This window comes from Mobilicoccus massiliensis (genome assembly GCF_000826525.2).
Lineage (GTDB): Bacteria > Actinomycetota > Actinomycetes > Actinomycetales > Dermatophilaceae > Mobilicoccus > Mobilicoccus massiliensis.
In genome coordinates this window covers 312,648-336,421 of record NZ_LN651327.1, presented here as the reverse complement: position 1 = coordinate 336,421, position 23,774 = coordinate 312,648, and the positions used below count along the sequence as shown (strand labels likewise).

Below are 23,774 nucleotides of genomic sequence, written 5' to 3'. Positions count from 1 at the left end.
CGTGGATTCCACGGCCCCCCGGGACATAATCGGTGGTGGTGGGACGCACGAGTGATGATGATGGGCCGGGCCACGACACCTGAAGTGATCGGAGTGCCCGATGCGTGACCTCGTCTACTACGTCGCGACCTCGATCGACGGCTTCATCGCCAGTCCCGACGGCGGGGCCGAGGGCTTCCCCGCCGATCCGGCCACCCTCGTCGAGTTGTTCGCGCGCTACCCCGAGACCTGCCCGGCGCACGTTCGCGATGCCCTCGGCGTCGACGGATCCCCGCGACGGTTCGACACGGTGATCATGGGCGAGGCCACCCACCGACCGGCGATCGAGGCCGGGTTGAGCAGTGCGTACCCCCACCTGCGTCAGTACGTGGTGACGCACCGGCCCCTTCCGCAGGACCCGACCGTGACGCGTGTCGACGGAGACGTCGTCGAGACCGTCCGCGCGCTCAAGACCGAGGACGGGAGGGACATCTGGCTCTGCGGTGGCGCGGACCTCGCCGCGCAGCTGATCGACGAGATCGACGAACTCCAGCTCAAGGTCAATCCCGTGCTCTTCGGCTCCGGAATCCCTCTCACCCGCCTCGGGTACGGGGTGCGGGAGTTCGACCTGCGAGACGTCGAGCGCCTTCCGGCCGGAGTCCTCCTGACGACATATCGGCGCGCCTGACCTGGTGTGATTCGCGCCGGCCGTGACCGAGCGGACGATGGGCTTCACCTGCCCCGTACGCTCTCGGTGTGCGACCGGTGCCCCGACTCCCGTCGCCGCCGCACCGAGTGGGCGTCGGCGGACGCGCGCGAGCGGTGATCCGGTGAGCACCGAGCCGAATCTGCTCACACCCGAGCTGCGGGCCGCGATGTCGGAGGCGATGCTCGCGTTGCTCGACGACCTGACGACGACGATGTTCTGCGTCAAGAACGCCGACGGCCGGTACGTCGCGGTCAACACGACGTTCGTGCACCGAGCCGGCAAACGCTCCCGGCGGGACGTGCTCGGGCGTACGGCCGCGGAACTCTTCGTGCCCGAACTCGCCGAGCGCTACGAGACGCAGGACGCCGCGGTCATCGAGCACGGACGCACGTTGCGGCACGAACTCGAGCTCATCAGCCCGCGGGGAGGGCGTCCGCGCTGGTTCCTCACGAACAAGGTCCCCCTGCGCGCCGGCGATCGCATCGTCGGGCTCGCGTCGCTGTCCCAGGACGTCGGGGCCGACGCCGTCGACGACCCGGCCATGACCTCGCTCACCCGGGTCGTCGAGCACATCTCCGAGAACATCGACCAACAGATCCGCATCTCCGAACTCGCCGAGATCGCCGGCTGCAGCGTCGACACCCTCGAACGTCGCACCCGTCGGGTCTTCCACCGAAGCCCACTGCAACTCGTGCTCACCACCCGCATGGAGCTCGCGGCCCAGCTGCTCGTCGACACCGACGACCCCATCGCCCGCATCGCCTCGGACTGCGGCTTCTACGACCAGGCCGCGTTCAGCCGCACCTTCGCGCGTCTCACCGGGCTCACCCCCACCCGATTCCGGCGCAGCGCGCGGCGTTGAGACGTGCCCGCCACCCGACGCCGACACTCAAGACGCGGGAATCAGCGCCGATGCCGTACGGTTGACACCTCAGTCGGTCCGTACGACCCCGCCACGGACCGGGCGGCCACGGTGGCCGCCGGCCGTCGCAGCCCCCCGGGCTCGTGTGGGCGCCGGCCGTGCGGGACCTGTCAACGAAGGACCTTCTTGAACACCTCTGATTTCGCGCGCCTCGGCGTGCCCACCGCCCTCGTCTCCGTACTCGACGACCTGGGCATCACCACCCCCACGCCGATCCAGGCGGCGACCCTGCCCGACTCTCTCGCCGGCCGTGACGTGCTCGGACGCGGACGCACCGGATCGGGCAAGACGTACGCATTCCTCCTGCCGCTCGTCGCGCGACTCGCCGCGTCGAGCATCAAGCGGCGACCGAAGCAGCCGCGATCGTTGATCCTCGTGCCCACCCGCGAACTCGCTCGTCAGGTCGAGGCCTCCCTCGCACCGCTGGCGAAGGCCGTGGGATTGCGCACGTTGCTCGTCTTCGGCGGGGTCGGACAGAACCCGCAGGTCCAGGGCCTGGCACGCGGCGTCGACGTCCTCGTCGCCTGCCCCGGACGCCTCGAGGACCTCATCGGGCAGGGACACTGCCGCCTCGACGCCGTCGAGATCACCGTGCTCGACGAGGCCGACCACATGGCCGACCTCGGCTTCCTGCCCGGCGTCAAGCGGCTGCTGGCCGCGACGCCCCAGAACGGGCAGAGGCTGCTGTTCTCCGCGACGCTCGACACGGGCGTCGGGGTCATCGCCGACCGGTTCCTGCACGATCCGGTCACCCACCACGCGGACTCGGCGCAGTCGCCGGTGTCGTCGATGGAGCACCACGTCCTGCACATCGCGCCCGAGGACCGTCTGCATATCGTCGCCGGCCTCACCGGCGGCGACGCCCGCACGGTGGTGTTCACCCGCACGAAGTACGGAGCCAAGAAGCTCGCCAAGCAGCTCAACGGGCTCGGCGTACCGGCTGTCGAACTGCACGGCAACCTCGGGCAGAACGCCCGGGTGCGCAACCTCGACGCGTTCCACTCCGGCGAGGTGACGACGCTCGTGGCCACCGACATCGCCGCCCGCGGAATCCACGTCGACGACGTCGGCCTCGTCGTCCACGCCGACCCGCCCGTCGAGCACAAGGCCTACCTGCACCGCTCCGGTCGCACCGCTCGGGCGGGAGCCGCAGGCACCGTGGTCACCCTCATGACCGATGCGCAGACCAAGGACGTCCGGCAGCTCACCAAGGCCGCCGGCATCCGTCCCACGACGACTCGCGTCGACCCCGCCCACCCCCTGCTCGTCGAACTCGCCCCCGAGGGAAGCGCGGCGACGGGGATCAGTCGGCCGGCCGCATCCGCTGTCGCCCCCGCGGCGTCGTCCGCCGGTCGTGTCGGCGATCGGCGAGGAGGCGAGGGCGCCCGCGACCGAGGCGCGGTCCACGAAGGATCGCGCGGTCAGGGTCGGCGCCGTCGCTCGAGCCGCGGCAGTGGCTCCGGTGGTGGTTCCGGCCGCGGGAGTGGCGCGGGTCGCACTCAGGGATCCGGAAAGGGCGCGAAGTCCGCTGCGTCCTCGGGCGGTTCGGGCAGTGGAAGCAGTGGAAGCTCGACGGCGTCGGCACCCCGTTCGGGCGCGCCCCGACGTGAGGGGCGCCCGGGCGGAGCGGGTCGATCCACCCGTTCGGGTGGAGGCGCTGCTGCGTTCTCCGAGCGCTCGCAGGCCGGCCGCCGCCGCTGAGCCCGACGACTCCTCGCCAGGCCCGCTGCGCTCCGCACATCCGAGGCGCGCGGCGGCAGTCCGCGAGTCAGGGTCCCCGCTTCGGAGGTCTCGGGGAGACGATCGCCCCCCGCCACCGTCACCCCGCCGCGACGGAGTTGTCGGTGTCGTCGGCGGTCTCGGTCCGATGCTTGCGGCTCGTCACGATCGCTCGGGCGATGAGTCCGATGGTCAGCGCGATGCCGAGGACGTGTGCCCACCAGGAGACGGCGATGAAGATCAGCACCATCGCGGTGAGGATCGGCACGAGGTAGCGGAACGACCACACGACGTAGCCGCCGAAGCTCGGCATGGGAACACCCTGGTTCTCGGCCACGGACTTGACCATGAAGTTGGGTCCGTTGCCGATGTAGGTGATGGCGCCGCAGAGGACCGAGCCGAGGCTGATCGAGACGAGGAACACCTCGGGCACTCCCGCGACGCGGGGATAGCCGGGCAGTTGCGCAGCCATCTCGAAGAACGTGGCGTACGTGGGTGCGTTGTCGAGCACCGCCGACAGTCCGCCGCTGAAGATGAAGAACGTGACGCGGTCGAGCGGCAGCGACGGGGCGACCTGGCCGAGGTACTTCAGCGCGGGGATCATCGTGAGGAAGATGCCGATGAACAGGGCGGCGACCTCGAGGATCGGGCCCCAGGAGAACTGGTTGTCCTCGAACCGCACCGACTTGTTGCCGATGACGTACGACGCGGCCGCGGCGGCGAGCATGACGAGTTCGCGCACGGGCACCCAGTCGATCGGCTTGGCCTGACCGATCTCGATGAGGTGGAGGTCGATCGAGGGCAGGAACGCCACGGCCGCGACGATGACCGCGAACCACACCAGCGCGAGCTTGCCGCGCAGGCCGAGCGGCTCGACCCCGCGGGCATCGGCCTCGAGCGCCGACGCGGGCTCCTCGGCGTACATGCGGCGGTCGAGGAAGTAGTACGTGAGCAGCAGCATGCCGTTGACGAAGAGCCACTCGGGGAAGAGGTGGAAGGTCCACGTGAACGGCACCCCGCGGAGCATGCCGAGGAAGAGCGGCGGGTCGCCGAGCGGGGTGAGCAGACCGCCGCAGTTGGCGACGATGAAGATCGTGAACACCACGGTGTGCGCTCGCAGGGTGCGCTCGGAGTTGGTGCGCAGCAGAGGTCGGATGAGCAGCATCGCCGCCCCGGTGGTGCCGATGAACGAGGCGATCGCGCCGCCGACGGCGAGGAACAGCGTGTTGTTGGCCGGTGTGGCTCTGATGTCGCCGACGAGGAAGATCGCGCCGGAGACGACGAACAGCGACAGGATCAACGTGATGAACTGGACGTACTCGACGAGGGCGTGAACGACCCGGTTGGGGTCGTCCGCGAGGAACCACACCGCGAGCGCGACCGGCACGCCGAGGATCAGGGCGAGCGCCAACTGCACGCCGGGCTTCTCGAAGTGGTGGGCGGTGGCGGGCACCAGCGGCAGGATCGCGATCGAGCCCAACATGAGGACGAACGGGATCAGAGACCACCACTGGTACGTCATGGCCGGACCCTACCCCCCGGTCCGGCCGCGAGTGTTCGATAAGGGCGGAACCGTTCGGTGCCGGAAGCGCGTCCGGCGGATGTCGCGCGAGCTGTACCGGCGGGTTGCGGGCGGCGCCGAGTAGCGTCGCCGTCATGGACTCCATGCCGCTGTTTCCGCTCGGCACGGTGCTGCTTCCCGGCGTCCGGCTTCCGCTGCGCATCTTCGAACCCCGTTACGTCGCGATGGTCGCCCACCTCGAGCGCCTCGAGGCGGTCGAACAGCGTCTGTTCGCGGTGGTCGCGATCCGTCGCGGCAACGAGGTGGGCATGCCGGCGCCGGTGTTCTACGACGTCGGATGCTCGGTCGGCCTCGACACCGTCACCCGCCGCGAGGACCACCTCGTGATCGAGACGACGAGCAGGCGCCGGGTGCGCATCGTGGGCGTGCACGACGATCGGGCGCCCTACCTCGTCGCCGACGTCGAGTACCTCGACCCGCAGCAGGAGAGCGTGCCGACGGGTCTGCGAGACCGCACGGAGACCGCGTTCCTCGAGTTCGCGGAGGTCGTCGGCGCCCACGTCGACGGGCTGCCCTACGAGCCGTACGAGCTCACGGCGTCGGCCCTCGACGGGCTGGGGCTGCCGCGTCCCGAGCAGCAGGCCGTGCTCGAGGCGGGTGACGCGACGAGGCGGCTGCAGGCCGTGGGACGGCTCTGCCGTCGCGAACGCGCACTCGCCGAGGTGCTTGGCCTGCGGAGTGCGACGGTGGCCCCCTCCTCGCGACTGAGCCCGAACTGAGTGCTCAGGCGGGGCGGCGCCACGGCGCGGGCATCGACTTGTAGGCCAGTGCCCGTGACTCGACGAGGTGCCACGAGGCGAACGCGGCCAGACAGCCGCCGACGAGCGCGAGCAGCACGAACGCGATCTCCCCGAACGCCGTGGCGCCGGCGAGCGTGAGGAGGGTAGCGATGGGCCAGTGGAAGATGTACATGCCGTACGACAGGTCGGTGCGCGGGTTCCACGTCAACGGCAGCCGCACGACGGCCCACAGGCACAGGTAGGCGAAGGCCGGGGCGCCGGCCGCGCGGTAGTCCGGTAGCAGCGCGAGCGCGAGAGCGAGCACCGCGACGGCGACCAACGCGAGCCTCCCGTCGACCCGGACCCGGCCCGCGTACACGTAGCCCGCGGCGCCGAGCAGGAAGCAGAACGCGAGCCGGCGCATCTGCGTCATCGGCAGGTCCACGCCGGCGGCGGCGACGATCGTCGCGGCCCACAGCACCCCGATGCCGGCGAGCAGCAGCCACCGCCGTCGGGTCAGGGCCCCGGTCACGCCGAGCGCCACGACACCCAGGTAGCAGACGAACTCGTAGAACAGCGTCCACAGCGCGCCGTTGACGACGTACGGCACGTGAGTGCGGGTGGGGAGCCCGGCCACGTCGAAGACGAACATGTGGAGGGCGGCGTTGCGGGTGATGTAGTCGAAGGCCTCGGGGAACACCGAGCCCGGTGGCCGGCCCTCGAGCCACGCCAGCGCGGGCGCGACGACGACGGCCGTCACGACGAGACAGACCCAGAACGCGGGCATGATCCGCACGACGCGGTGCCACAGGTAGCGCCCGACTCCACCGATGCGCAGAAAGCTCATCGTCACGAGAAAGCCGCTGATGACGAAGAACCCGTCGACGGCGAGGTCGCCGAGGTAGGTGGGGCCGAGCACCGGGTCGTCGCGGAACAACGGCTGCCACCCGAAGCCGATCGCGAGGGCGTGCGAGAGCGCCACGAGCGTGGCGAGGGCCAGCCGCATCATCGTCAGGCTGTTGCGGCGAGGGTCGAACGCCTCGAGCAGCGTGGCGCCGGTGCGCGCAGGCGTCGCCCGCACGGATTGCCGTTGGTCGAGCGCCATCCGTCCTCCCCCAGAACTACGACTCTCACGTTGCGTGAGGTTCCGTCAACCATGACGTTACGGGAGGTTTGGGCGAGCGTGCAAGACGGCCGTCCGCCCCCTTCGGCGAACGCAGGGGGCGGACGGGGGGCGGCCCCGCGGGGCCGCGGGCGGGGCTGCCCGCCTCAGTTCAGGACGGGGATCTGGAACGGGTACCGGTAGCGCTCACCGTTGTTGGCGCGGACGGCGCCGAGGATCGGGAAGAGGATGGTCACGACGAGCAGCGCGAGACCGATGATGATCGCGAGCGGGATGCCGATGACCGAGAAGAACGCGACCCAGGCCACGAGCCCGGCCACCCAGCACGCGAGCGAGAAGTTGAACGCGCCCGCGGCGGCCTGCCGCACGAACGGGCTCTTGTCCTTGTAGATGGCCCAGATGACGAGCGGCCCGACGAACGTCAGCCAGCCGGCGCTGACGAGCAGGGCGATGAGCGTGGAGAGGTGCGCGATGATCGCCACCGAGCGCTCGGTGGGGTCGATCGCGTCGTAGCCGGCGGGCGGGTAGGCCGCGCCCCGCGGCGCTCCCGCGTTCTGCGGGCCGTAGTGGGTGGCGCTGGGCTCCGGCGACCCACCGATGATGGGCGCCCCGGCGCTCCACGGGCCCTCGGCCCTGGACATGCCGGGCGTGCCGGCCGTGCCGAATCGGTCGTCGGGCCGGCCGCTGGGGCGATCGGTGGGTCGATCCTGTGACGGGTGGCTCATGACTCCTCCTCGATGGGTTGTCACCACCGTATGGCCGCGAGCGGGGGCCTGGCATCGGGGACGACCCGGAGCGTTCCCCGGGCGTCCCGGAGTCGCCGCGGGCCGGCCCGTACAGCAGATGGACACGCTTCGGGTGGGAATGAGCGAAAGTGGCACCATGCGCGTGTGAAGGCGCTACTGCTCGAGAACATCCACTCCATCGCGGCCACCACCTTGGAGGAGGCCGGGTTCGAGGTCGAATCCCGCGCGGGAGCGCTGGACGAGGCCGAGCTCACCGCGGCATTGAAGGACGTCGACGTCGTCGGAATCAGGTCGACCACGCACGTCACGCGCCGCGTCCTGGAGGAGAACCCGCAGTTGCTGGCGGTGGGCGCGTTCTGCATCGGCACGAACCAGATCGACCTGCGCGCGGCCTCCGACCTCGCCGTGCCCGTCTTCAACGCGCCGTTCTCCAACACCCGGTCGGTGGTCGAGCTCGTCATCGCCGAGATCATCCTGCTCGCGCGCCGCCTCACCGAGAAGGACCGCCACCTCCACGACGGGGTCTGGGACAAGCGGGCCAAGGGCAGCCACGAGATCCGCGGGCGCAAGCTCGGGATCGTCGGCTACGGCAACATCGGCAGCCAGTTGTCGGTCATCGCCGAGATGATGGGCATGGACGTGTACTTCTACGACCGCGCCGACAAGCTCGCGCTCGGCAACGCCACCCGGTGCGGCTCGCTGGAGGAGCTGCTCGACATCGCCGAGTGCGTCACCCTGCACGTCGACGGGGCCGAGAGCAACGCCGGCTTCTTCGGTGCCGACCAGTTCGCCCGGATGCGGCCGCGCGCGCTGTTCCTCAACCTCTCGCGCGGATTCGTCGTCGACTACGAGGCCCTGCGGGAGAACCTTCTCTCGGGTCACATCGCGGGCGCGGCCGTGGACGTGTTCCCCAACGAGCCCAAGAGCCGCGGCGAGGCGTTCTCCTCGCCCCTGCAGGGGCTTCCCAACGTCGTGCTCACCCCGCATGTCGGCGGTTCCACCGAGGAGGCGCAGGAGGACATCGGCCGGTTCGTGGCGGGCAAGCTGCGCGACTACACGACGCTCGGCACGACGACGCTCAGCGTCAACGCCCCGACGCTCACCCTGTCGCACTCCCCCGGCGGCGTGCGGCTGGCCCACATCCACCTCAACATCCCGGGCGTCATGGCGACGATCAACGCCGTCCTCGCCGAGAACGGCATCAACATCGACGGACAGCTTCTCGCCACCCGCGGTGACCACGGCTACGTCGTCACCGACGTCAGCGAGGACATCTCGACCGCCGCGATCGAGGCCATGCGCGACATGCCGGAGACGCTCCGGCTGCGCGTGATCTGAGCGGTCCCCGCCGCGTCACTCCCCCAGGCCCGTGCGTTCGACGCCCTGCACGAGCAGGCGTTGCAGCAGCACGAACACGAGCATGAGGGGAAGAATCGAGACGAGCCCGGCCATGTAGAGGTGGCCGAGGTCGACGCGTTGCGCGGTGAGCATGGTCGAGAGGGCGATCTGCACGGTCCACACACTCTGGTCCTGGGCGATGACCAGCGGCCAGAGAAAGGCGTTCCACGTGGAGATGAACGTGATGGTGCCGATCGCCCCCGCGAACCCGAGGGAATTGGGTACGACGATGCGCCAGAACGTGCTCCACGCGTCGAGACCGTCGATGGCGGCGGCCTCCTCGATCTCGACGGGGAAGGTCGAGAAGTACTGCCGGAACAGGAACGTCGCGAGCGCCTGGAAGAGGCCGGGAACGATGAGTCCGCGCAACGACGAGACCCAGCCCAGGCTGCTCACGAGAACGAAGGCGGGCACGAACGTCACGGCGGCGGGCACGAGCAGCGTGGCCGTGATGACGCCGAACACGACGTTGCTCCACCGGTAGGGGATGCGCGCGAGACCGTACCCGGCGAGGCCCGAGAAGAGCAGCACGCCGAGGGTCTGGATCACCGCGATGAGAATCGTGTTGGCGAGCGCACGACCGAAGGGCACGGCGGGATCGGTGAACAGGCCCGCGAGGTTGTCGAACGCCCACCGCGGGGGCAGCCAATGCCATTCCGCCGCGGTGAGATCGACCGAATGCATGAGGGCGTTGCGCACGAGCAGATAGAACGGCAGGAGCATGACGACCGCGCCGGTGAGCAGCACGATCGCGCGCAGGACCCCCTGGACCCGGCTGCGGCGGCCTCCGACGATCATGACTCCGTCCTCGTCAGGCGGCCCGCGACGACGGCGACGACCGCGATCGTCAGCGTGAGCACGGCGGCCCCGGCGCTGCCGTGGCCGAAGTCCTGCCCGCGACCCAGGGCCACGTAGTAGAGGTAGACCAGCGGTGGCCGCGCGTACGGGGGGTAGCCGTCGAAGGTGGAGAGGATGTTGTAGAACTCGTCGAACGCCTGGAACGCGTTGACGAGGAGCAGGAACACCACCGCCACGGAGGTCGGTCGCAGCAACGGCAGGGTGATGTGACGGAACATCGTCCACCCCTGGGCCCCGTCGATGGCCGCGGCCTCGTGAAGCGCGGGGTCGATGCGCTGCAGCCCGGCGATGAACAGGATCATGAAGAACCCCACCTGAAGCCACAGCCGGGCGGTGACGATGACGAGCCAGTACCAGGGCGGGCTCGTCACCGACAGCCACGGAACGGCCTCGACGCCGAAACCCGCGAGCACGGTGTTGGCGAACCCGGACCTCACCCCCGAGAAGAGCGACATCTTCCACACGAGGGCGGCGACGACGTACGAACACGCCGCGGGCAGAAAGAAGACCGAGCGGAAGAACCCCTGGGCCCGGCCGGCGCGGGTGACGAGCATCGCGATCGCGAGCGAGAGGGCGAACGTCGTCGGCACGATGAACGCCGCGAACACGACGAACGTGCGCAGCGAGGAGACGAACGCCGCGTCGCCGAGCATGTCGGTGTAATTGCGCAGCCCGACGAAGCGGGTGGGGGTCACGGTGTTGACGGAATCGAAGAAGCTCAGCCACAGACTCCACGCGATGGGCACGTAGGTGAAGAGCAGCAGCCCGGCGAAGAAGGGCCCGACGAAGACCCAGAACCACACGTTGCGGTCCTGGGTACCGCGCAGCCGGCGAGAGAGGCTGCGCGGTCGGGACACCGGCTGTGCGTTCACCCCGTCGCCGGACTCGTCCTGCCGAGGTCGGCGAGTTGCCCGTCGACGATCTTCTTGAGGGCCGTGATCTCGCGTCCCGGGTCGGCGCCGTCCTTGACGATGCGCGACATCATGTCGTTGAACGCCGTCGTGCTCCGCGGGGTCCACAGCAGGTGGTTCTGGGGGAACCCATGCCGTTGCGCGATGGTCACCGCCTCGGCGGCGGGCCCCTGCCGCAGGGCCGTCGCCTGGGCGGCCAGGCTCTGCCGGGCGGGGATGTGCAGGCCGTAACCGGTGGCGAAGTCGAGTTGCTTGTCGGTGCTGTCGACCCAGAGCCACTTGACGAACTCGCGTGCGGCATCGACGTTCTTGCCGTGGGCGCTGACGCACGAGCCGTACGCGCCGACCGGCACGTTGGGGGCTCCGCCGGTCATCGCCGGCCAGGGCAGGACGCCGAAGTCGTCACCGAGGGCCTTGGCGATCTCGGGGAACGTCCACAGGCCGGTGAACTGCATCGCGGTGAGGCCGTGGATGAGGGCATCGGCCGCGAACCAGTCGACCGGGGCGCCCAGGAGGAGGTGGCCGCTCGTGAACAGGGTGCGCAGCGTGCCGAGCGCCGTGGCCGCGCGGGGATCGTCGAAGCCGAACGTGCCGGCGTCGGTGAGGTAGTCGAAGCCGGCCGAGCGCAGCATCGGCCCGCCCATGAGGCCCGCCCCGCCGTCGTTGCCGAGGAACAACCCCTTGACCTTGCCGGAGGTGAGCCTGCCTGCGGCGTCCACGAGTTCGTCGATCGTCGTGGGTGGAGCGACGCCGGCCTTGTTGAGCATCGACTTGCGATACACGAGCAACTGCGTGTCGACGACCTGCGGCACGGCCCAGACCTTGCCGTCGTAGGTGAGGCGCTTGATGAGCGCCGGATTGAAATCGGCCAGGGCCGGACCGAACACGTCGGTCAGATCGACGACCTGCCCGCTGCGGATCATGTCGATGGTCGGCCCGTTGGCGTACTCGAAGACATCGGGAGCGCCGTCGGTGAGCAGGGTGGCCCCGACCGTCTGGTCGTAGTCCCCCGGCTTCCACGTGACGTTGACCGCCGCGCCCGGATAGGCGGAGGCGTACTGCTCCACGGCCTGCTGGGTGCCGGCCTCGCCGTACTGGTGGTACCACTGCTCGAGCGTGACCCCGACCCCGGACGACCGGCCCGTGGGCGCCGGGCCCGTCGTCGGACGCCCCGTGTTGCTTCCACAGGCCGCCAGCGCGAACGCAGCCCCTAGACCGCCGGTGAGACCGAGAAGCGTGCGTCGGCTCAGTTCGGGTCCGTGCGGGGCTGAGGTAGTCATGGGCGCATCCTCGGGGGTGTGACGAAGCGGGTGGGGGAACTGCTCAGGGGGCCTGCCTCGTCTCGTGTTTCATCCAGGGGGTCTTGATTCAATCAGGTTCGCTCTCTTCCGCTCGGCAACCCACCCGAGGAGCACACGATGACCGGCGAGCCGATACCGCATCGTGACCTCGTCACGGTACCCCCGCCGCCGGGTGAGCCCGGGGCCGGCGGCGAGAATGATCGCCAACCACCGACGAGGAGGAACCGTGAACCTGTCCGAGCTGGTGAAGGACTGGCCCGTGGGCGCCGCGAGCGTCGCCGTCGTCACCCGGGAGAAGGGCGTCGTCGACGTGCTCGACGCCGGCGGCACCTACCCGTGGGCCTCCGTGACCAAGATCGCCTCCGCGCTGACCGTGCTCGACGGATGCCTCGAGGGCGTCATCGACCTCGACGACGAGGTCGGGCCATCGGAATCGACGCTGCGCCACCTGCTCTCGCACGCCTCCGGGCTCTCTCCGGACTCCGACACGGTGCTCGCCCCCGTCGGCGACCGGCGCATCTACTCCAACCGCGGCATCGACCTGGCCGCCGAGCACCTCTGTGCCGCGACCGGGCGACCCTTCACCGACGAGCTGAACGACCGCGTCCTCGAACTGCTCGACATGCACGACACCCGGCTCGAGGGGCCGCCCGCCCACGGCATGGTCGGCTCCATCGGCGATCTCGCGGCCCTGGCCACCGAACTGCTGTCGCCGCGACTGCTCATGGCGGAGGCCGTCGACCTCGCCTCCACCCTCGCGTTCCCCGGTCTCGCCGGGGTGCTGCCGGGTTACGGCGCGCAACGCCCCAACGACTGGGGACTCGGGTGCGAGATCCGCGCCGAGAAGTCCCCGCACTGGACGGCGCCGGAGAACTCCCCACGCACGTTCGGGCACTTCGGTCAGTCGGGCAGCTTCCTCTGGGTCGACCCCGACGCCGGCGTCGCCTGTGTCAGCCTCTCGGACACGAAGTTCGGCGAATGGGCCGTGACGGCGTGGCCGCCGCTGTCCTCGGCCGTGCTGGCCGAGTACGCCTGAGGGTGCGCACGACACCCACCTCGGGGCCCGCGCACGCCGTACCCTGAAACTCACTGCCTCCCACCGCCGTTCATCTCCGATGACCTTCAAGACCCCCAGGGGGATCCGATGACTCGCCGACGCGTACTCACGACGGGCATCGCTCTCGCCGCCGTTGTGGCCACCGGCACCGCGCCCGCCACCGCCACTTCCACGCCCAGGTCGGCTCCGGCCCGGCCGTCGGCGCCGGGTGCAGCCGCGAAGCTCCCCCGCACCTGTCTGGCGGAGTTCACGGGCACGAACCCGTCGGGTGTCGTGACCGCGGCCGTCTTCGGCGAGGGCCGGTTCGAGAAGGTGCCGTACGCCGGGTGGGCGATCTCCCCCGCGCCGCGGTTCGTCGAGCCCGCACGCTTCGGCGTCGACGGGGACGAGGCGACGATGACCTCCCTCGTCGTTCTGCGTGACGGGACGCTGCAGTCGGTACGCGCGCGTGTGTCGGGAGTCGGCGGGGTGGTCGGCCCGAACGACCTCGCGCCCGGTGCCCGGGCGGTGGCAACCGCAGAGACCACCCCCGCGTGGAGAGCCGACAAGCCCGTCCGGATCGGCCACGGCTGGAACGGCGTGCGAGACCTGGCGCTCCCGGGTACCGACGCCGCTCCGTACCTCTTCGCCGTGCTCGGCACCCGGCTCAATCGCTACACGCTCCGCGCCGACGCCAAGAACGACCTCGTCGTGCGCACCGGCCCGCACGCCGCGACCGCGGGTTTCGGCGGCGTCCGGGCTCTCACGTGGACGAGGGAGACGACGGTGCGCGGCGTGCGCGCCGACGTCCTCATCGGTCTCGACGGTGCGCGACTGCGCGAGTACACCGTTCCCCGCAAGATCAATCCCCGCGTCACCACGAGGACCCTCGCCTCCCGCGGCTGGGGCGGCGTCTCCCACCTCGACGCCGGCGTCTGCGTCACCGGCTCCGGCGCGAAGGCCCGGGTCACGCACGAGACTCCCGTCCTCGCCCGCGTCGGCCGCTCGGTGCGCCTCTACGTCGACCGCGACAACCGCAACGGCTCCGGCACCGACATCGCCAACCACGGTCAGGTCGGCACCTGGCCGTGAGTGTGACGGGCAGGCGCGTGGCCGGGCGTGCCCTGCGCGCGTTCAACGACCGGCACCCGTGGAGCCACAACGATCACTTCCACCCGTGGATCGTCTCGCGGTTGCCGCGACGCCGACGGGCCGCCCTCGACGTCGGCTGTGGTCAGGGTGGGTTGGCGGCCGTGCTGTCGCCCCACTTCGACGAGGTCGTCGGAGTGGACGCCGATCCGCAGATGCGACGCGACGCGGCCCGACGCTGCGCGGACCTGGCCAACGTCACGATCGTCGACCTGTCGCTCGAGCACCTCGGAACCGGTCGGGCGCCCGACGGCCGGCCGGCGCCACCGCGGGCGTTCGACCTCGTGACGATGGTCGCGGTCCTGCATCACCTCGACGCGGCAGACGCGTTGACGCAGGTCAGACGTCTGCTCGCGCCCGGCGGCCGGCTCCTCGTCGTCGGCCTCGCACCCCCGGCGACGGTGCGGGACCACGCGTGGGACCTCGCGTCCGCCGTCACCAACCCCGTCATCGGCCTCATCAGACACCCGCGCCCGAGCACGGCCGGGCCGCCGGTCGATCCGTTTCCCGTCGCCGAGCCGACGATGCCGTTCGACGAACTCCGCGCGCTCGTCGAGACGATGCTCCCGGGGGCGCGGATGCGCCGACGCTTGGGGTTTCGACACACGATCGAGTGGCAGGTTCCCGGGTGATCAGCCCCGATCACGCACCGGCCCGCCACGCCACACCGGCCCGCTGTCTCAGCCGTCTCGGTCGAGCAGGCGCAGCAGCGCACGGGCCACGCCGTCGGCGTCGTTGGGGCCACAGGTGTCGGTGGCGGCCTCGCGCACCTCGGGTGGGGAGCCCGCGACGGCGAACGAGCGCCCGGCCCACGTGAGCATCGGGATGTCGTTGGGCATGTCGCCGAAGGCCCAGACCTCGCCGGGGGTGATGCCGCGCCCGTCGCACCACGTGGCCAGCGCGCTCGCCTTGCTCACGCCGGAGGGGCCGATCTCGGCGAGCCCGCACGCACCGGAGTAGTTGACGACGGCGCGGTCACCGACGATCTCCCGCACCCGCGCGATGAACGCGAGTCCCTCGGCGGTCTCGCGCACCGACCCCGGCATGTCGTCGCCCTCGTCGGTCGGGATCCGCGCGAGCAGCTTTCCCACCCCCGGGAGGGCGGAGACGTCGGCGGCGTCGAAGGGTCCACTCGTCGCACTGCGGCCGGCAAGCCTCGGATCCACCGGGCCGTACGCGTGCTCGCGGTGCATGCCGCGGGCGTGCTCGACGGCAAAACCGACCCGCGGGATGGCCCGCCGCAGGTCGTCGACGATGGCGCGAACGGCCTCGACGTCGATGAGGTTCGACTGCACGACCTCACGCTCGTTCACGTCGTAGAGGAACGCGCCGTTCGCACAGATCGCGTAACCGTGGCCGCCGACCGCATCGGCGAGTGCGTCGATCCAGCGCGGCGGCCGGGCGGTGACGAAGAGGGTCTCCACGCCGCTCTCCCAGACCCGCGAGAGCACCTCACGGGTGAAGTCGGTGACCAGCCCGCGCGGGTCGAGCAGCGTGCCGTCGAGATCGGTGGCGATCAACCTCGGCCTCGACGCGTTCATCGACCCAGGGTAGGCGGTCTCGGCGACGGGGCCGGATCAGGCGGCGTCGACCCAGGCGCCGCGGCGCATGACCCGCACGACCCGCAGATCGCCGTCGAGCACGACGAGGTCGGCGAGCTTGCCCGGCTCGATACTGCCGACGTGGTCGTCGATCCCGAGCACCGAGGCCGGGGTCGCACTCGCGGCCCGGGCGGCCTCGTGCAACGGGATGCCGGCCTGCCGCACCGCGAAGCGCAGGCAGTCGACGAGGGGCGCGATCGAGCCGGCCAGCCCTTCGCCGTGCACGAGCCGCGCTGCCCCGTGGGCGACCTCGACGTCCTGGCCCCCGAGGGAGTACGCACCGTCGGGCATGCCGCACGCGGCCATCGCGTCGGTGATGAGGGCGATCGAGCCCGCGCCGACGGTGTCGAACACGAACCGGACCGTCTCGGCGTCGAGGTGCTGACCGTCGGAGATCACCTCCGCCACGGCGCTCCCGCTCGCCGCGGCGGCGATCGTGGCCGCGACGGGCCCGGGGCTGCGGTGGTGCAGCGAGGGCATCCCGTTGAACAGGTGTGTCACGAGGGGGCGCCCGCCACGGACCCGTTCGGCCTGGGCGACGCACACCTCCATGGCGATTCGGGTGGTCACGGCGTCGGCGTCGGTGTGCCCGATGGCCGGGAGGATGCCCGCGTCGGCGAGACATCGCGGGAAGACACCCTCGAGGTCGCGTTCGGGCGCGTACGTCCACTGCACGATCGCGTCGGGTACCCCGGCCTGCGCACACGCCTCGACGAGGGCCTCGACGAGCCGGGGATCGACGTCGGTGAGCACTGCGGGGTTCTGCGCACCGCAGCGCACCGTCGAGAGGAACGGGCCCTCGAGGTGGATGCCGGCGAGGGTGCCGTCGGCGACGAGCTCGGCGCACTCGCGGACGCCCCGTTCGAGAACCTGCGGGACGTTCGAGACGAGGCTCGCCACCTGGGTCGTCGACCCGTGCGCGAGGTGGTACGCCGACGCTCTGCGCGCCGGATCGACGCCGACGCCGTACTCACCGCCGGCAGCGCCGTGACAGTGCAGATCGACGAACCCCGGGACGATGACGTGGTCGTCGTCGAACTGCTCGAGGCCTCCGGGCGCGATCGAGCCGACCGCGCCGGGAGTGACCGAGCCGATGCGGTCTCCGGCGATGGAGACCACGCCCCGGTGCACGCCGTCCGCCAGAACAAACCGCCCCTTGATGGCAGTGGACAACGTCACGGCTCCCCCTGGAGATCGGCGTCAGCGGCGGGCGAGCAACTCCTCGGCGATCTGCACCGCGTTGAGGGCCGCGCCCTTGCGCAGGTTATCGCCCGTGACGAACAGGGCAAGTCCTCTGCCCTCGGGAACTGCCTGGTCAGAGCGCACGCGGCCGACGTAGACATCGTCACGACCGGTGGCCTCCAACGGATTCGGCACCTCCGACACCTGCACCCCGGGCGCCGCGCCGAGGAGGTCGAGAGCGCGTTCGGGGGTGATCGCGCGGTCGAACTCGGCGTGGATCGCGAGCGCGTGACCGCTGAACACGGGCACCCGCACGCACGTGCCGGAGACGCGCAGGTCGGGGATGTGGAGGATCTTGCGCGACTCGTTGCGCAGCTTCTGCTCCTCGTCGGTCTCCAACGAGCCGTCGTCGACGAGCGACCCGGCGAGCGGCACGACGTTGAAGCCGACGTTGACTGCGTACACCTGGGGCGGCGGGAGCTGAACGGCGCGTCCGTCGAGCGCGAGCCCGGTGACGTCGCCCGCGGCGTAGCCGCCGCGCAACTGGGTGTCGAGCTCCTGCACGCCCTTGCCGCCCGAACCCGAGACCGCCTGGTAACTCGCCACGCGCAGCGAGATCAGACCCGCCTCGTCGTGCAACGGCTTGAGCACCGGCATCGCGGCCATCGTCGTGCAGTTGGGGTTGGCGACGATGCCCTTGCGGATGTCGTCGAGGTCGCCCGGGTTGACCTCGCTCACGACGAGCGGCACCTCGGGGTCCTTGCGCCAGGCGCTGGAGTTGTCGACGACCGTGGCCCCGGCCGCCGCGACCTTGGGCGCGTACTCCTTGCTGGCCGTGCCGCCGTTGGAGAACAGGGCGATGTCGATGCCCGAGAAGTCGGCCGTCGCCGAGTCCTCCACCGTGACCTCGCGCCCGTCGAACTCCAGCGTCGAGCCGGCCGACCGCTCGGAGGCGAAGAAGCGGATGTCATCGAGGGGGAAGCCTCGCTCGACCAGCAGGGCCCGCATGACCTGACCGACCTGACCGGTGGCTCCGAAGACTGCAACGCGCATGCCGCCCAGGGTACGAGCCGTGTCCACGTGTCGGTCCGAGCGATTCGAGGAATGGACAGGCCGGAGCCGGGACGGCCGCGAGACCCTCGCCGGAGCGCCGCCGGCGGCGAAGAGTGAGCCGTCGGGCGCGATGCCCGCGAACCTCGCGCAACAAAGACCGGTCACGCGCGCGGCCTCTTCGGCCTACAACGATCTGACCTGCGATGTCGGCGATGGTCGTGTCGTGACCGGCAGTCGCTGACCGGTCTTTGTTGCGCGAGTTCTCGACCCATCGAAGTCCTCGCCCTGATGAAACGGGTCTTGCGGTCACACCAGGCCACGTCGTTAGCCTCGCGGGACGGGCGCCCGCAGTCGTCCGTTCGCGAGGAGAGCCGACATGCCCGACGTGAACCCCCGCCGCAGCACGGTCGCCGACATCGTCCGTCGTAGTGCCCGCACCTTCCGCGACCGGCCCGCCGTGGTCTTCGCCGATCGCACGTGGACCTACGCCGAACTCGACGAGGCCGTCACGCGGGTCGCCGGGCATCTGCTCGACCTCGGGCTGACGAAGGGCGACCGGGTCGCGGCGTTCGGCAAGAACTCCGACGCCTATCTCATCGCGTTCCTCGCGTGTGCTCGCACCGGGCTCGTCCACGTGCCGATGAACAACCAGTTCACGCCGCGCGAGCTCGACTACATCCTCGAGCAGTGCGGGGCGTCGACGATGCTGGTCGATCCCGCATTGCGTCCGGTTCTCGAGAAGGCCGACTCGGCTCCCGACAATGTGCTCGGCCTGCGGGACGAGGACGGCAGCATCCTCGAGGTCGCTCTTTCCGGTTCGACACCGCAACTCGACGTCGACGTCGACGACACCGATCTCTGCCAGCTCCTCTACACCTCCGGCACCACCTCGGCCCCCAAGGGCGCGATGCTCACGCACCGCGCGTTCGTCCACGAGTACATGGGCTGCATCCACGCCCTCGACATGCACGAGGACGACGCTCCGCTGCACGTCATGCCGCTCTACCACTCCGCGCAGATGCACGTGTTCCTGTTGCCGTGGCTCGCCGTCGGAGCGACGAACACGATCCTCGAGACGCCCGACCCGACCGAGATCCTCCGGCGCATGGAGGCCGACGGGCACCACGCGTTCTTCGCCGCCCCCACCCTGTGGGTGGCCCTCGCGAACCACCCCGACTTCGCGACCCGCGACCTGTCCGCGCTGCAGAAGGCGTACTACGGCGCCTCCATCATGCCGGGGCCGGTGCTCGCCCGGCTGCAGCAGAAGCTCCCCGACCTCGGGTTCTACAACTGCTACGGCCAGTCGGAGATCGCGCCGCTCTCGTGCGTGCTGCGGCCCGAGGAACACGCCGAGCGGCCGAACTCCGCGGGACGACCGACGCTGTTCGTCGAGATGCGGATCGTCGACGCCACCGGCGACGACGTCGCTCCGGGCGAGCAGGGGGAGGTCGTCTACCGCAGTCCGCAACTGTGCGAGGGCTACTGGGACAAGCCCGAGGAGACCGCGGCCGCGTTCGCCGGCGGGTGGTTCCACTCCGGCGATCTCGTCGTCGAGGACGAGCAGGGGTACATCACGGTCGTCGACCGGGTGCGCGACGTCATCAACTCCGGCGGCGTGCTCATCGCCTCACGGGAGGTGGAGGACGCGATCTACACCCACCCCGGGGTCGCCGAGGTCGCGGTCATCGGCGTGCCCGACGAGACGTGGGTGGAGGCGGTGCAGGCGTTCGTCGTCCGCCGCCCCGATGCGGGCGACCTCACCGCCGACGAGATCGTCGAGCACGCCCGCACGTCGCTCGCGCGGTTCAAGGTGCCCAAGTCCGTCCGGTTCGTCGACGACCTGCCCCGCAACGCGAGCGGCAAGATCCTCAAGCGGGAGCTGCGCGACTCCTGAACCGGGCCGCACCCGGAGTTCACCCTTGAACACGCCCGGAGTGCGAGCACGCGGCCTAGCCTGGAGACATGACCGATCCCGCCGCCTGGAACCAGCCGCAGGACGCCGTTCCCCACCGTGCGAGCCCCGTGCCGCCCGGGCAGGAGCCGATGCCGGTCATCGGTCCCGACGGCATCCGGCCGCCGGAGGCGCTGGGCGGCGAACCCACGGGAGCACTCGTGCCCCGCCCCATGCACGGTGAGGTGTCGCGACCGCTGCCGCCACCGGAGAAGACCCTGGTCGCGGTGTTCGGCGACTGCACCCGCCGAGGACGGTTCACGGTCGGGGCCGGGACCACGGCGGTCAGCGTGTTCGGTGAGGTCATCATCGATCTTCGCGAGGCGATCCTCGAACGCGACCAGGTCGAGTTCCGCACGTGGTCGATGTTCGGTGAGGTGACGTTCATCGTGCCGCCGGGTTTCGACGTGCACGTGCGCGGTTTCCACCTGTTCGGCGGAACTCGACAGGAGATGCGGCCCAACCCGATCCCGGGGCCCGCCGATCGCGTCGTCATCGTGCACGGGTACGGCCTCTTCGACGAGGTGAAGGTCAAGACACTCGAGGTCGGTGAGCAGGAGCCCGGCCTGTTCGAGCGTCTGCGTCGGCGCATCGAGGGAACCGGGAACGTCTGACGCGGTCCGACTGATCCCTGTGCCGGACTCTGTGTGCCCCCGCGTGGCGCGGTGGCCGATGGGCGGGTCAGGACGCCGGAGTGATCGAGCGTCGAAGGATTCCACCCACGGGTGACGCGAACGCCGCCGGAAGGTCGTCGAGGGCGACGGGGTCGGCGACGAGCCCCGGCCAGTCGTACGCGGCTCCGGACTCGGCGAGGAAGTCGACCGCCGCCGCCAGATGACGCGGCTCGTAGTTGTGGACCCCGACGATGCCGAGGTGCCGACGCACGACGCGTTCGGGATCGATCGGCACGGGTGCACCCGGTGTGACCGAGCCCGCGAGCGCGGCGCGCCCGCCGACGTCCAGAGCGCCGATCGCCAGCGCAACGCCGTCGGGGTGGCCGGACAGCTCGATGGCGACGTCGACACCGCCTTCGGGGGTCGCGGGAGGGGTGATGACCGTGTCTGCACCGAGCTCCCGTGCGCGGTGGGCACGTTCGGGGTCGAGTTCGGCGACGGCGACGCTCACCGCGCCCGCGCTTCGGGCCAGGGCCGCGGCGCAGAGGCCGAGCATGCCCGCGCCGACGACGAGCACCCGAGCCCCGCCGAGGCCCGGACCGGCCGCCGCCTCGACGCACGCGCAGGCGGTCGCCAGCGCACACGCCGCCATCGCGGCGGAGGCATCGGGGATCTCGCTCGGTACTCGCACCGCGGCCGTGCCCGCGCGCAGGTGAACGTGGGAGGCGTGCCCGCCGGAGAGCGGCCACGGTCCGTCGAGGGGCTCATGCCCCGTCTTGAGCAGCGCACGGCACTTGGCGCTCCTACCCGCCGCGCAGCGGTCGCACGTGCCGCACGCGGAGGTCACCGACCACACGACGCGGTCACCCACCTGCAGGGCCACGCCGTCGACGCCGGCCGGTGCCTCGTCGGCGACGGCGACGACGTGTCCGACGACCTCGTGGCCGAGGATCCCGGGATGTGCACCCGGTCGACGTCCGGAGACCGTGTGCAGATCACTGCCGCAGATCGTCGCGAGGTCGACCGCGACGAGCGCCTCTCCCGGGGCGAGCTCGGGAACGGCGAACTCGCGCAGTTCGAACTCCTGGCCCCCGAGCCACACCTGGGCCCGGACCACGTCGGGGGCGCCGAGGATCACGCGTCGAGTCGCTCTGGGGCGGCGGCGAACTCGGGCAGGTCGAGCACGTCGGGGACGCCGGGGAGGACGTGGTCGGCGGGTGATCCGGTGAAGCCGTCGCGGTCGAGCTTGCCGGTGAGCACGCCGATCGCGAGAACGCCGGCGTGGCGGGCGGCCTCGACGTCGGCGATCGTGTCTCCGGTCGCGCTGACCTCGGCGACGTCGAGGGTGCCCGTCAGCTCCATCGCACGGTGGATCATGTACGGCGCCGGGCGGCCGCGGCGCACCTCGTCGGCGCAGACCACGGCGTCGAGCGTTGCGTCGGGGTCATCGAGGCCGGCGGTCCAGCCCAGCCCGGTGAGGATCGGGTCGGCGATGCCGCGGGAGAAGCCGGTGGTCAACGCCACCCTGGTGCCGCGACGGCGCAGCTCGGCGAGCGTCTCCTCGACGCCGGGAAGCGGGATCGGTGGCTCGTCGCGGTAGGAGCGGGCCAGCTCGTCGAGGAACCAGACGAACAGCTCGTCGATGCGCGCGTCGTCGGCCTCCACACCGGCCTCGCGCAGTAGTCCCGCGATCGCCTCACGCTTCTCGACGCCCATCCAGCGCTGGAAGGCGGCGGGCTCGGGCTCGACGCCGGCGCGATTCACCGCCGCCTCGAGCACGCGATAGACGTGGTGCCGGTCGTCGATCGTCGTGCCGGCCATGTCGAACGTCGCGAGACGGATCACGGTTCCTCCAGGGCGTCGAGTTGCGTGCGGGGTGACAGAAGCGAGCGGCGATGACGGGTGCCGCCGAGTGTCGGACGCTACGAGCGCTCGCGGGCGCGCGCGCACCGCCGATCGACACCGGCGGTGAAGCGCCGATGAACTCTGCGTGGCCCGCCCGCCGGGGTTGGAATCGTCGCCGGTGAGGCGATGAGGATGACGGCATGAGTGATGCGCACAGCGACCTCGTCAGCGATCTCGTCATTGTCGGAGCGGGGATCGTCGGCCTCGCCCACGCGGCGGAGGCGGTGAGCCGGGGCCTGAGCGTACAGATCGTCGAACGCGATGCGGCCGCGGTCGGCGCCTCGGTCCGCAACTTCGGCCACGCGTGCGTGACGGCGCAGGTCGGAGAGCTGCGCGACCTCGCCGAATCCTCCCGCGAGGGGTGGCTCGCGGCGGCGTCACGAGCCGGGTTCTGGGCGGCGGAGGCGGGGGCCGTCGTCGTCGCCCGCGCGAGTGACGAGATGGGGGTGCTGGAGGAGTTCGCCGCGGCCGAGGGCGATGCCGTCGAGCTGCTGTCGGCGGAGGAGACCGCGCGGCGTCTCGGCCGGGGAGCGCACGAGGGCGACCCGATCCGCGGTGGTGCGTTGCTCACCCGCGATCTGCGTGTCGATCCCCGCACGGTGGTGGCCGAGCTCGCCGCCCACCTCGAGTCGGTGGGCGTGCGCATCCACTGGCGTCACTGCGTCACGGGAATCGAGCCCGGGGTCGTGCGGACGAACCGCGGTGACGTGCGTGGTGAACGCATCGTCGTCGCCGTGGGTCACGACCTCGATCACCTGTTCCCGGGCGTCGCGGACGCGCACGAGCTGAGGCGATGCCGGTTGTCGATGGCGCTCGTCGACGCGCCCTCGCTGTCGACGGACGCCGCCGTGCTCACCGCGACGTCGATGCTGCGCTACGACGGGATGGCGCAGACCTCCGCCGCGGGTGAGGTGCGCGCGCGGCTGGAACGTGAGCGGCCGGAACTCCTCGACGTCGGCGCCAACGTCATGTTCACCCGCCGCCCCGACGGCACGGTGCTCGTCGGCGACTCCCACCACTACGACCTCGCCACCCCGCCTTTCCTCGACGAGGACGTCGCCGACGCCCTCCTCGCCGAGGTGGCCCGGGTCGTCGGTGGCTCGCTGCGCGTGCGTCAACGCTGGCAGGGCGTGTACGCCTCCAGCCCGTCGACGCCGCTGGTCCGGGAGACACCGATGTCGGGCGTCGACGTCGTCACGGTCTCGACGGGAGTCGGCATGACCCTCGCCTTCGGCCTCGCCCGCGCCACCCTGGCCCGGATGTAGCGAGTCGGGCCGCCGGGTCGCCTTCCACCCGAGGTGGAAGATGGGATGGCA

Annotated in this window: 21 protein-coding genes and 1 pseudogene; 11 read left to right on the top strand and 11 right to left on the bottom strand. The window is 70.9% G+C overall.

Going from position 1 to position 23,774, the window contains the following annotated elements:
• Positions 1-100 precede the first annotated feature (100 nt).
• The 3 genes from BN1197_RS05980 to BN1197_RS05970 all read left to right on the top strand — a co-directional run bounded on the left by BN1197_RS05980 (position 101) and on the right by BN1197_RS05970 (position 3,311).
• Positions 101-667 (top strand): dihydrofolate reductase family protein, encoded by a 567-nt coding sequence (locus tag BN1197_RS05980; RefSeq protein ID WP_040157122.1) that lies wholly within the window; start codon positions 101-103, stop codon positions 665-667.
• Positions 668-809: 142 nt separating this feature from the next.
• On the top strand, positions 810-1,550 hold the full coding sequence (locus BN1197_RS05975) for an AraC family transcriptional regulator (RefSeq protein ID WP_040157120.1): 741 nt from the start codon (positions 810-812) through the stop codon (positions 1,548-1,550).
• Between the two features lie 186 nt (positions 1,551-1,736).
• Positions 1,737-3,311, top strand: coding sequence for a DEAD/DEAH box helicase (locus BN1197_RS05970; RefSeq protein ID WP_040157118.1), 1,575 nt, complete (start codon positions 1,737-1,739; stop codon positions 3,309-3,311).
• Between the two features lie 118 nt (positions 3,312-3,429).
• Here the strand turns inward: BN1197_RS05970 and BN1197_RS05965 are convergent, their stop codons facing one another.
• Positions 3,430-4,851, bottom strand: coding sequence for a sodium:proton antiporter (locus tag BN1197_RS05965; protein ID WP_040157117.1), 1,422 nt, complete (start codon positions 4,849-4,851; stop codon positions 3,430-3,432).
• Positions 4,852-4,985: 134 nt separating this feature from the next.
• Between BN1197_RS05965 and BN1197_RS05960 the strand changes: the two genes are divergently transcribed.
• Entirely contained in the window at positions 4,986-5,630 is a 645-nt protein-coding gene (locus BN1197_RS05960) for an LON peptidase substrate-binding domain-containing protein (protein WP_052466076.1), read from the top strand.
• A 4-nt stretch (positions 5,631-5,634) separates the two neighbouring features.
• Here the strand turns inward: BN1197_RS05960 and BN1197_RS05955 are convergent, their stop codons facing one another.
• Both BN1197_RS05955 and BN1197_RS05950 read right to left on the bottom strand, forming a co-directional pair.
• A complete protein-coding gene (locus BN1197_RS05955) occupies positions 5,635-6,735 on the bottom strand; it encodes an acyltransferase family protein (protein WP_052466075.1) in 1,101 nt (366 codons plus the stop codon).
• A gap of 164 nt (positions 6,736-6,899) precedes the next feature.
• Positions 6,900-7,478: a DUF4870 domain-containing protein gene (locus BN1197_RS05950; RefSeq protein WP_245851837.1), complete on the bottom strand. Its 579-nt coding sequence runs from the start codon at positions 7,476-7,478 to the stop codon at positions 6,900-6,902.
• Positions 7,479-7,613: 135 nt separating this feature from the next.
• On the opposite strand from BN1197_RS05950, the pseudogene serA reads away from it, so the two are divergent.
• Positions 7,614-8,837: pseudogene (gene serA, locus BN1197_RS05945) on the top strand (phosphoglycerate dehydrogenase); the annotation flags it as partial.
• Positions 8,838-8,852: 15 nt separating this feature from the next.
• On the opposite strand, the gene BN1197_RS05940 reads toward serA, so the two are convergent.
• The 3 genes from BN1197_RS05940 to BN1197_RS05930 are packed head-to-tail and all read right to left on the bottom strand — an operon-like array spanning position 8,853 to position 11,946.
• Positions 8,853-9,695, bottom strand: a complete 843-nt coding sequence (locus BN1197_RS05940; protein WP_040157113.1) for a carbohydrate ABC transporter permease — start codon at positions 9,693-9,695, stop codon at positions 8,853-8,855.
• Complete coding sequence (locus tag BN1197_RS05935; protein WP_082043678.1) at positions 9,692-10,612, bottom strand: carbohydrate ABC transporter permease; 921 nt, start codon at positions 10,610-10,612, stop codon at positions 9,692-9,694. Before BN1197_RS05935 ends, BN1197_RS05940 begins: the two co-directional genes overlap by 4 nt.
• A gap of 11 nt (positions 10,613-10,623) precedes the next feature.
• Positions 10,624-11,946, bottom strand: coding sequence for an ABC transporter substrate-binding protein (locus BN1197_RS05930; RefSeq protein ID WP_040157111.1), 1,323 nt, complete (start codon positions 11,944-11,946; stop codon positions 10,624-10,626).
• Between the two features lie 247 nt (positions 11,947-12,193).
• On the opposite strand from BN1197_RS05930, the gene BN1197_RS05925 reads away from it, so the two are divergent.
• From BN1197_RS05925 to BN1197_RS05915, 3 genes are all read left to right on the top strand, one after another.
• Positions 12,194-13,003 (top strand): serine hydrolase domain-containing protein, encoded by an 810-nt coding sequence (locus BN1197_RS05925; RefSeq protein WP_040157110.1) that lies wholly within the window; start codon positions 12,194-12,196, stop codon positions 13,001-13,003.
• A 108-nt stretch (positions 13,004-13,111) separates the two neighbouring features.
• The gene (locus BN1197_RS05920) at positions 13,112-14,095 is read left to right on the top strand and encodes a hypothetical protein (protein WP_040157108.1); all 984 of its coding nucleotides are present in this window, start codon (positions 13,112-13,114) and stop codon (positions 14,093-14,095) included.
• A gap of 17 nt (positions 14,096-14,112) precedes the next feature.
• Positions 14,113-14,784 (top strand): class I SAM-dependent methyltransferase, encoded by a 672-nt coding sequence (locus BN1197_RS05915; protein ID WP_245851836.1) that lies wholly within the window; start codon positions 14,113-14,115, stop codon positions 14,782-14,784.
• 48 nt (positions 14,785-14,832) lie between these two features.
• Here BN1197_RS05915 and BN1197_RS05910 read toward each other — a convergent pair whose 3' ends face one another.
• Genes BN1197_RS05910 through BN1197_RS05900 form a run of 3 tightly spaced genes read right to left on the bottom strand, consistent with a single transcriptional unit; the run spans position 14,833 to position 17,988 of the window.
• Positions 14,833-15,693 (bottom strand): HAD family hydrolase, encoded by an 861-nt coding sequence (locus tag BN1197_RS05910; RefSeq protein WP_040157104.1) that lies wholly within the window; start codon positions 15,691-15,693, stop codon positions 14,833-14,835.
• A 36-nt stretch (positions 15,694-15,729) separates the two neighbouring features.
• On the bottom strand, positions 15,730-16,932 hold the full coding sequence (locus BN1197_RS05905; RefSeq protein WP_040157102.1) for an N-acetylglucosamine-6-phosphate deacetylase: 1,203 nt from the start codon (positions 16,930-16,932) through the stop codon (positions 15,730-15,732).
• 21 nt (positions 16,933-16,953) lie between these two features.
• Positions 16,954-17,988 carry an aspartate-semialdehyde dehydrogenase gene (locus tag BN1197_RS05900; RefSeq protein WP_040157314.1) on the bottom strand — a complete coding sequence of 345 codons (1,035 nt, stop codon included), beginning with the start codon at positions 17,986-17,988 and terminating at the stop codon, positions 16,954-16,956.
• 376 nt (positions 17,989-18,364) lie between these two features.
• Between BN1197_RS05900 and BN1197_RS05895 the strand changes: the two genes are divergently transcribed.
• Both BN1197_RS05895 and BN1197_RS05890 read left to right on the top strand, forming a co-directional pair.
• Positions 18,365-19,882, top strand: coding sequence for a fatty acyl-CoA synthetase (locus tag BN1197_RS05895; protein ID WP_040157101.1), 1,518 nt, complete (start codon positions 18,365-18,367; stop codon positions 19,880-19,882).
• A 68-nt stretch (positions 19,883-19,950) separates the two neighbouring features.
• Positions 19,951-20,553 (top strand): LiaF domain-containing protein, encoded by a 603-nt coding sequence (locus BN1197_RS05890; protein WP_052466073.1) that lies wholly within the window; start codon positions 19,951-19,953, stop codon positions 20,551-20,553.
• 67 nt (positions 20,554-20,620) lie between these two features.
• Here the strand turns inward: BN1197_RS05890 and BN1197_RS05885 are convergent, their stop codons facing one another.
• Positions 20,621-21,691 (bottom strand): alcohol dehydrogenase catalytic domain-containing protein, encoded by a 1,071-nt coding sequence (locus BN1197_RS05885; RefSeq protein ID WP_040157100.1) that lies wholly within the window; start codon positions 21,689-21,691, stop codon positions 20,621-20,623.
• Positions 21,688-22,398 (bottom strand): phosphonatase-like hydrolase, encoded by a 711-nt coding sequence (locus tag BN1197_RS05880; RefSeq protein WP_040157098.1) that lies wholly within the window; start codon positions 22,396-22,398, stop codon positions 21,688-21,690. The genes BN1197_RS05885 and BN1197_RS05880 overlap by 4 nt, the downstream gene beginning before the upstream one ends.
• 200 nt (positions 22,399-22,598) lie before the next feature.
• On the opposite strand from BN1197_RS05880, the gene BN1197_RS05875 reads away from it, so the two are divergent.
• The gene (locus BN1197_RS05875) at positions 22,599-23,723 is read left to right on the top strand and encodes a TIGR03364 family FAD-dependent oxidoreductase (protein WP_040157096.1); all 1,125 of its coding nucleotides are present in this window, start codon (positions 22,599-22,601) and stop codon (positions 23,721-23,723) included.
• Positions 23,724-23,774 lie beyond the last annotated feature (51 nt).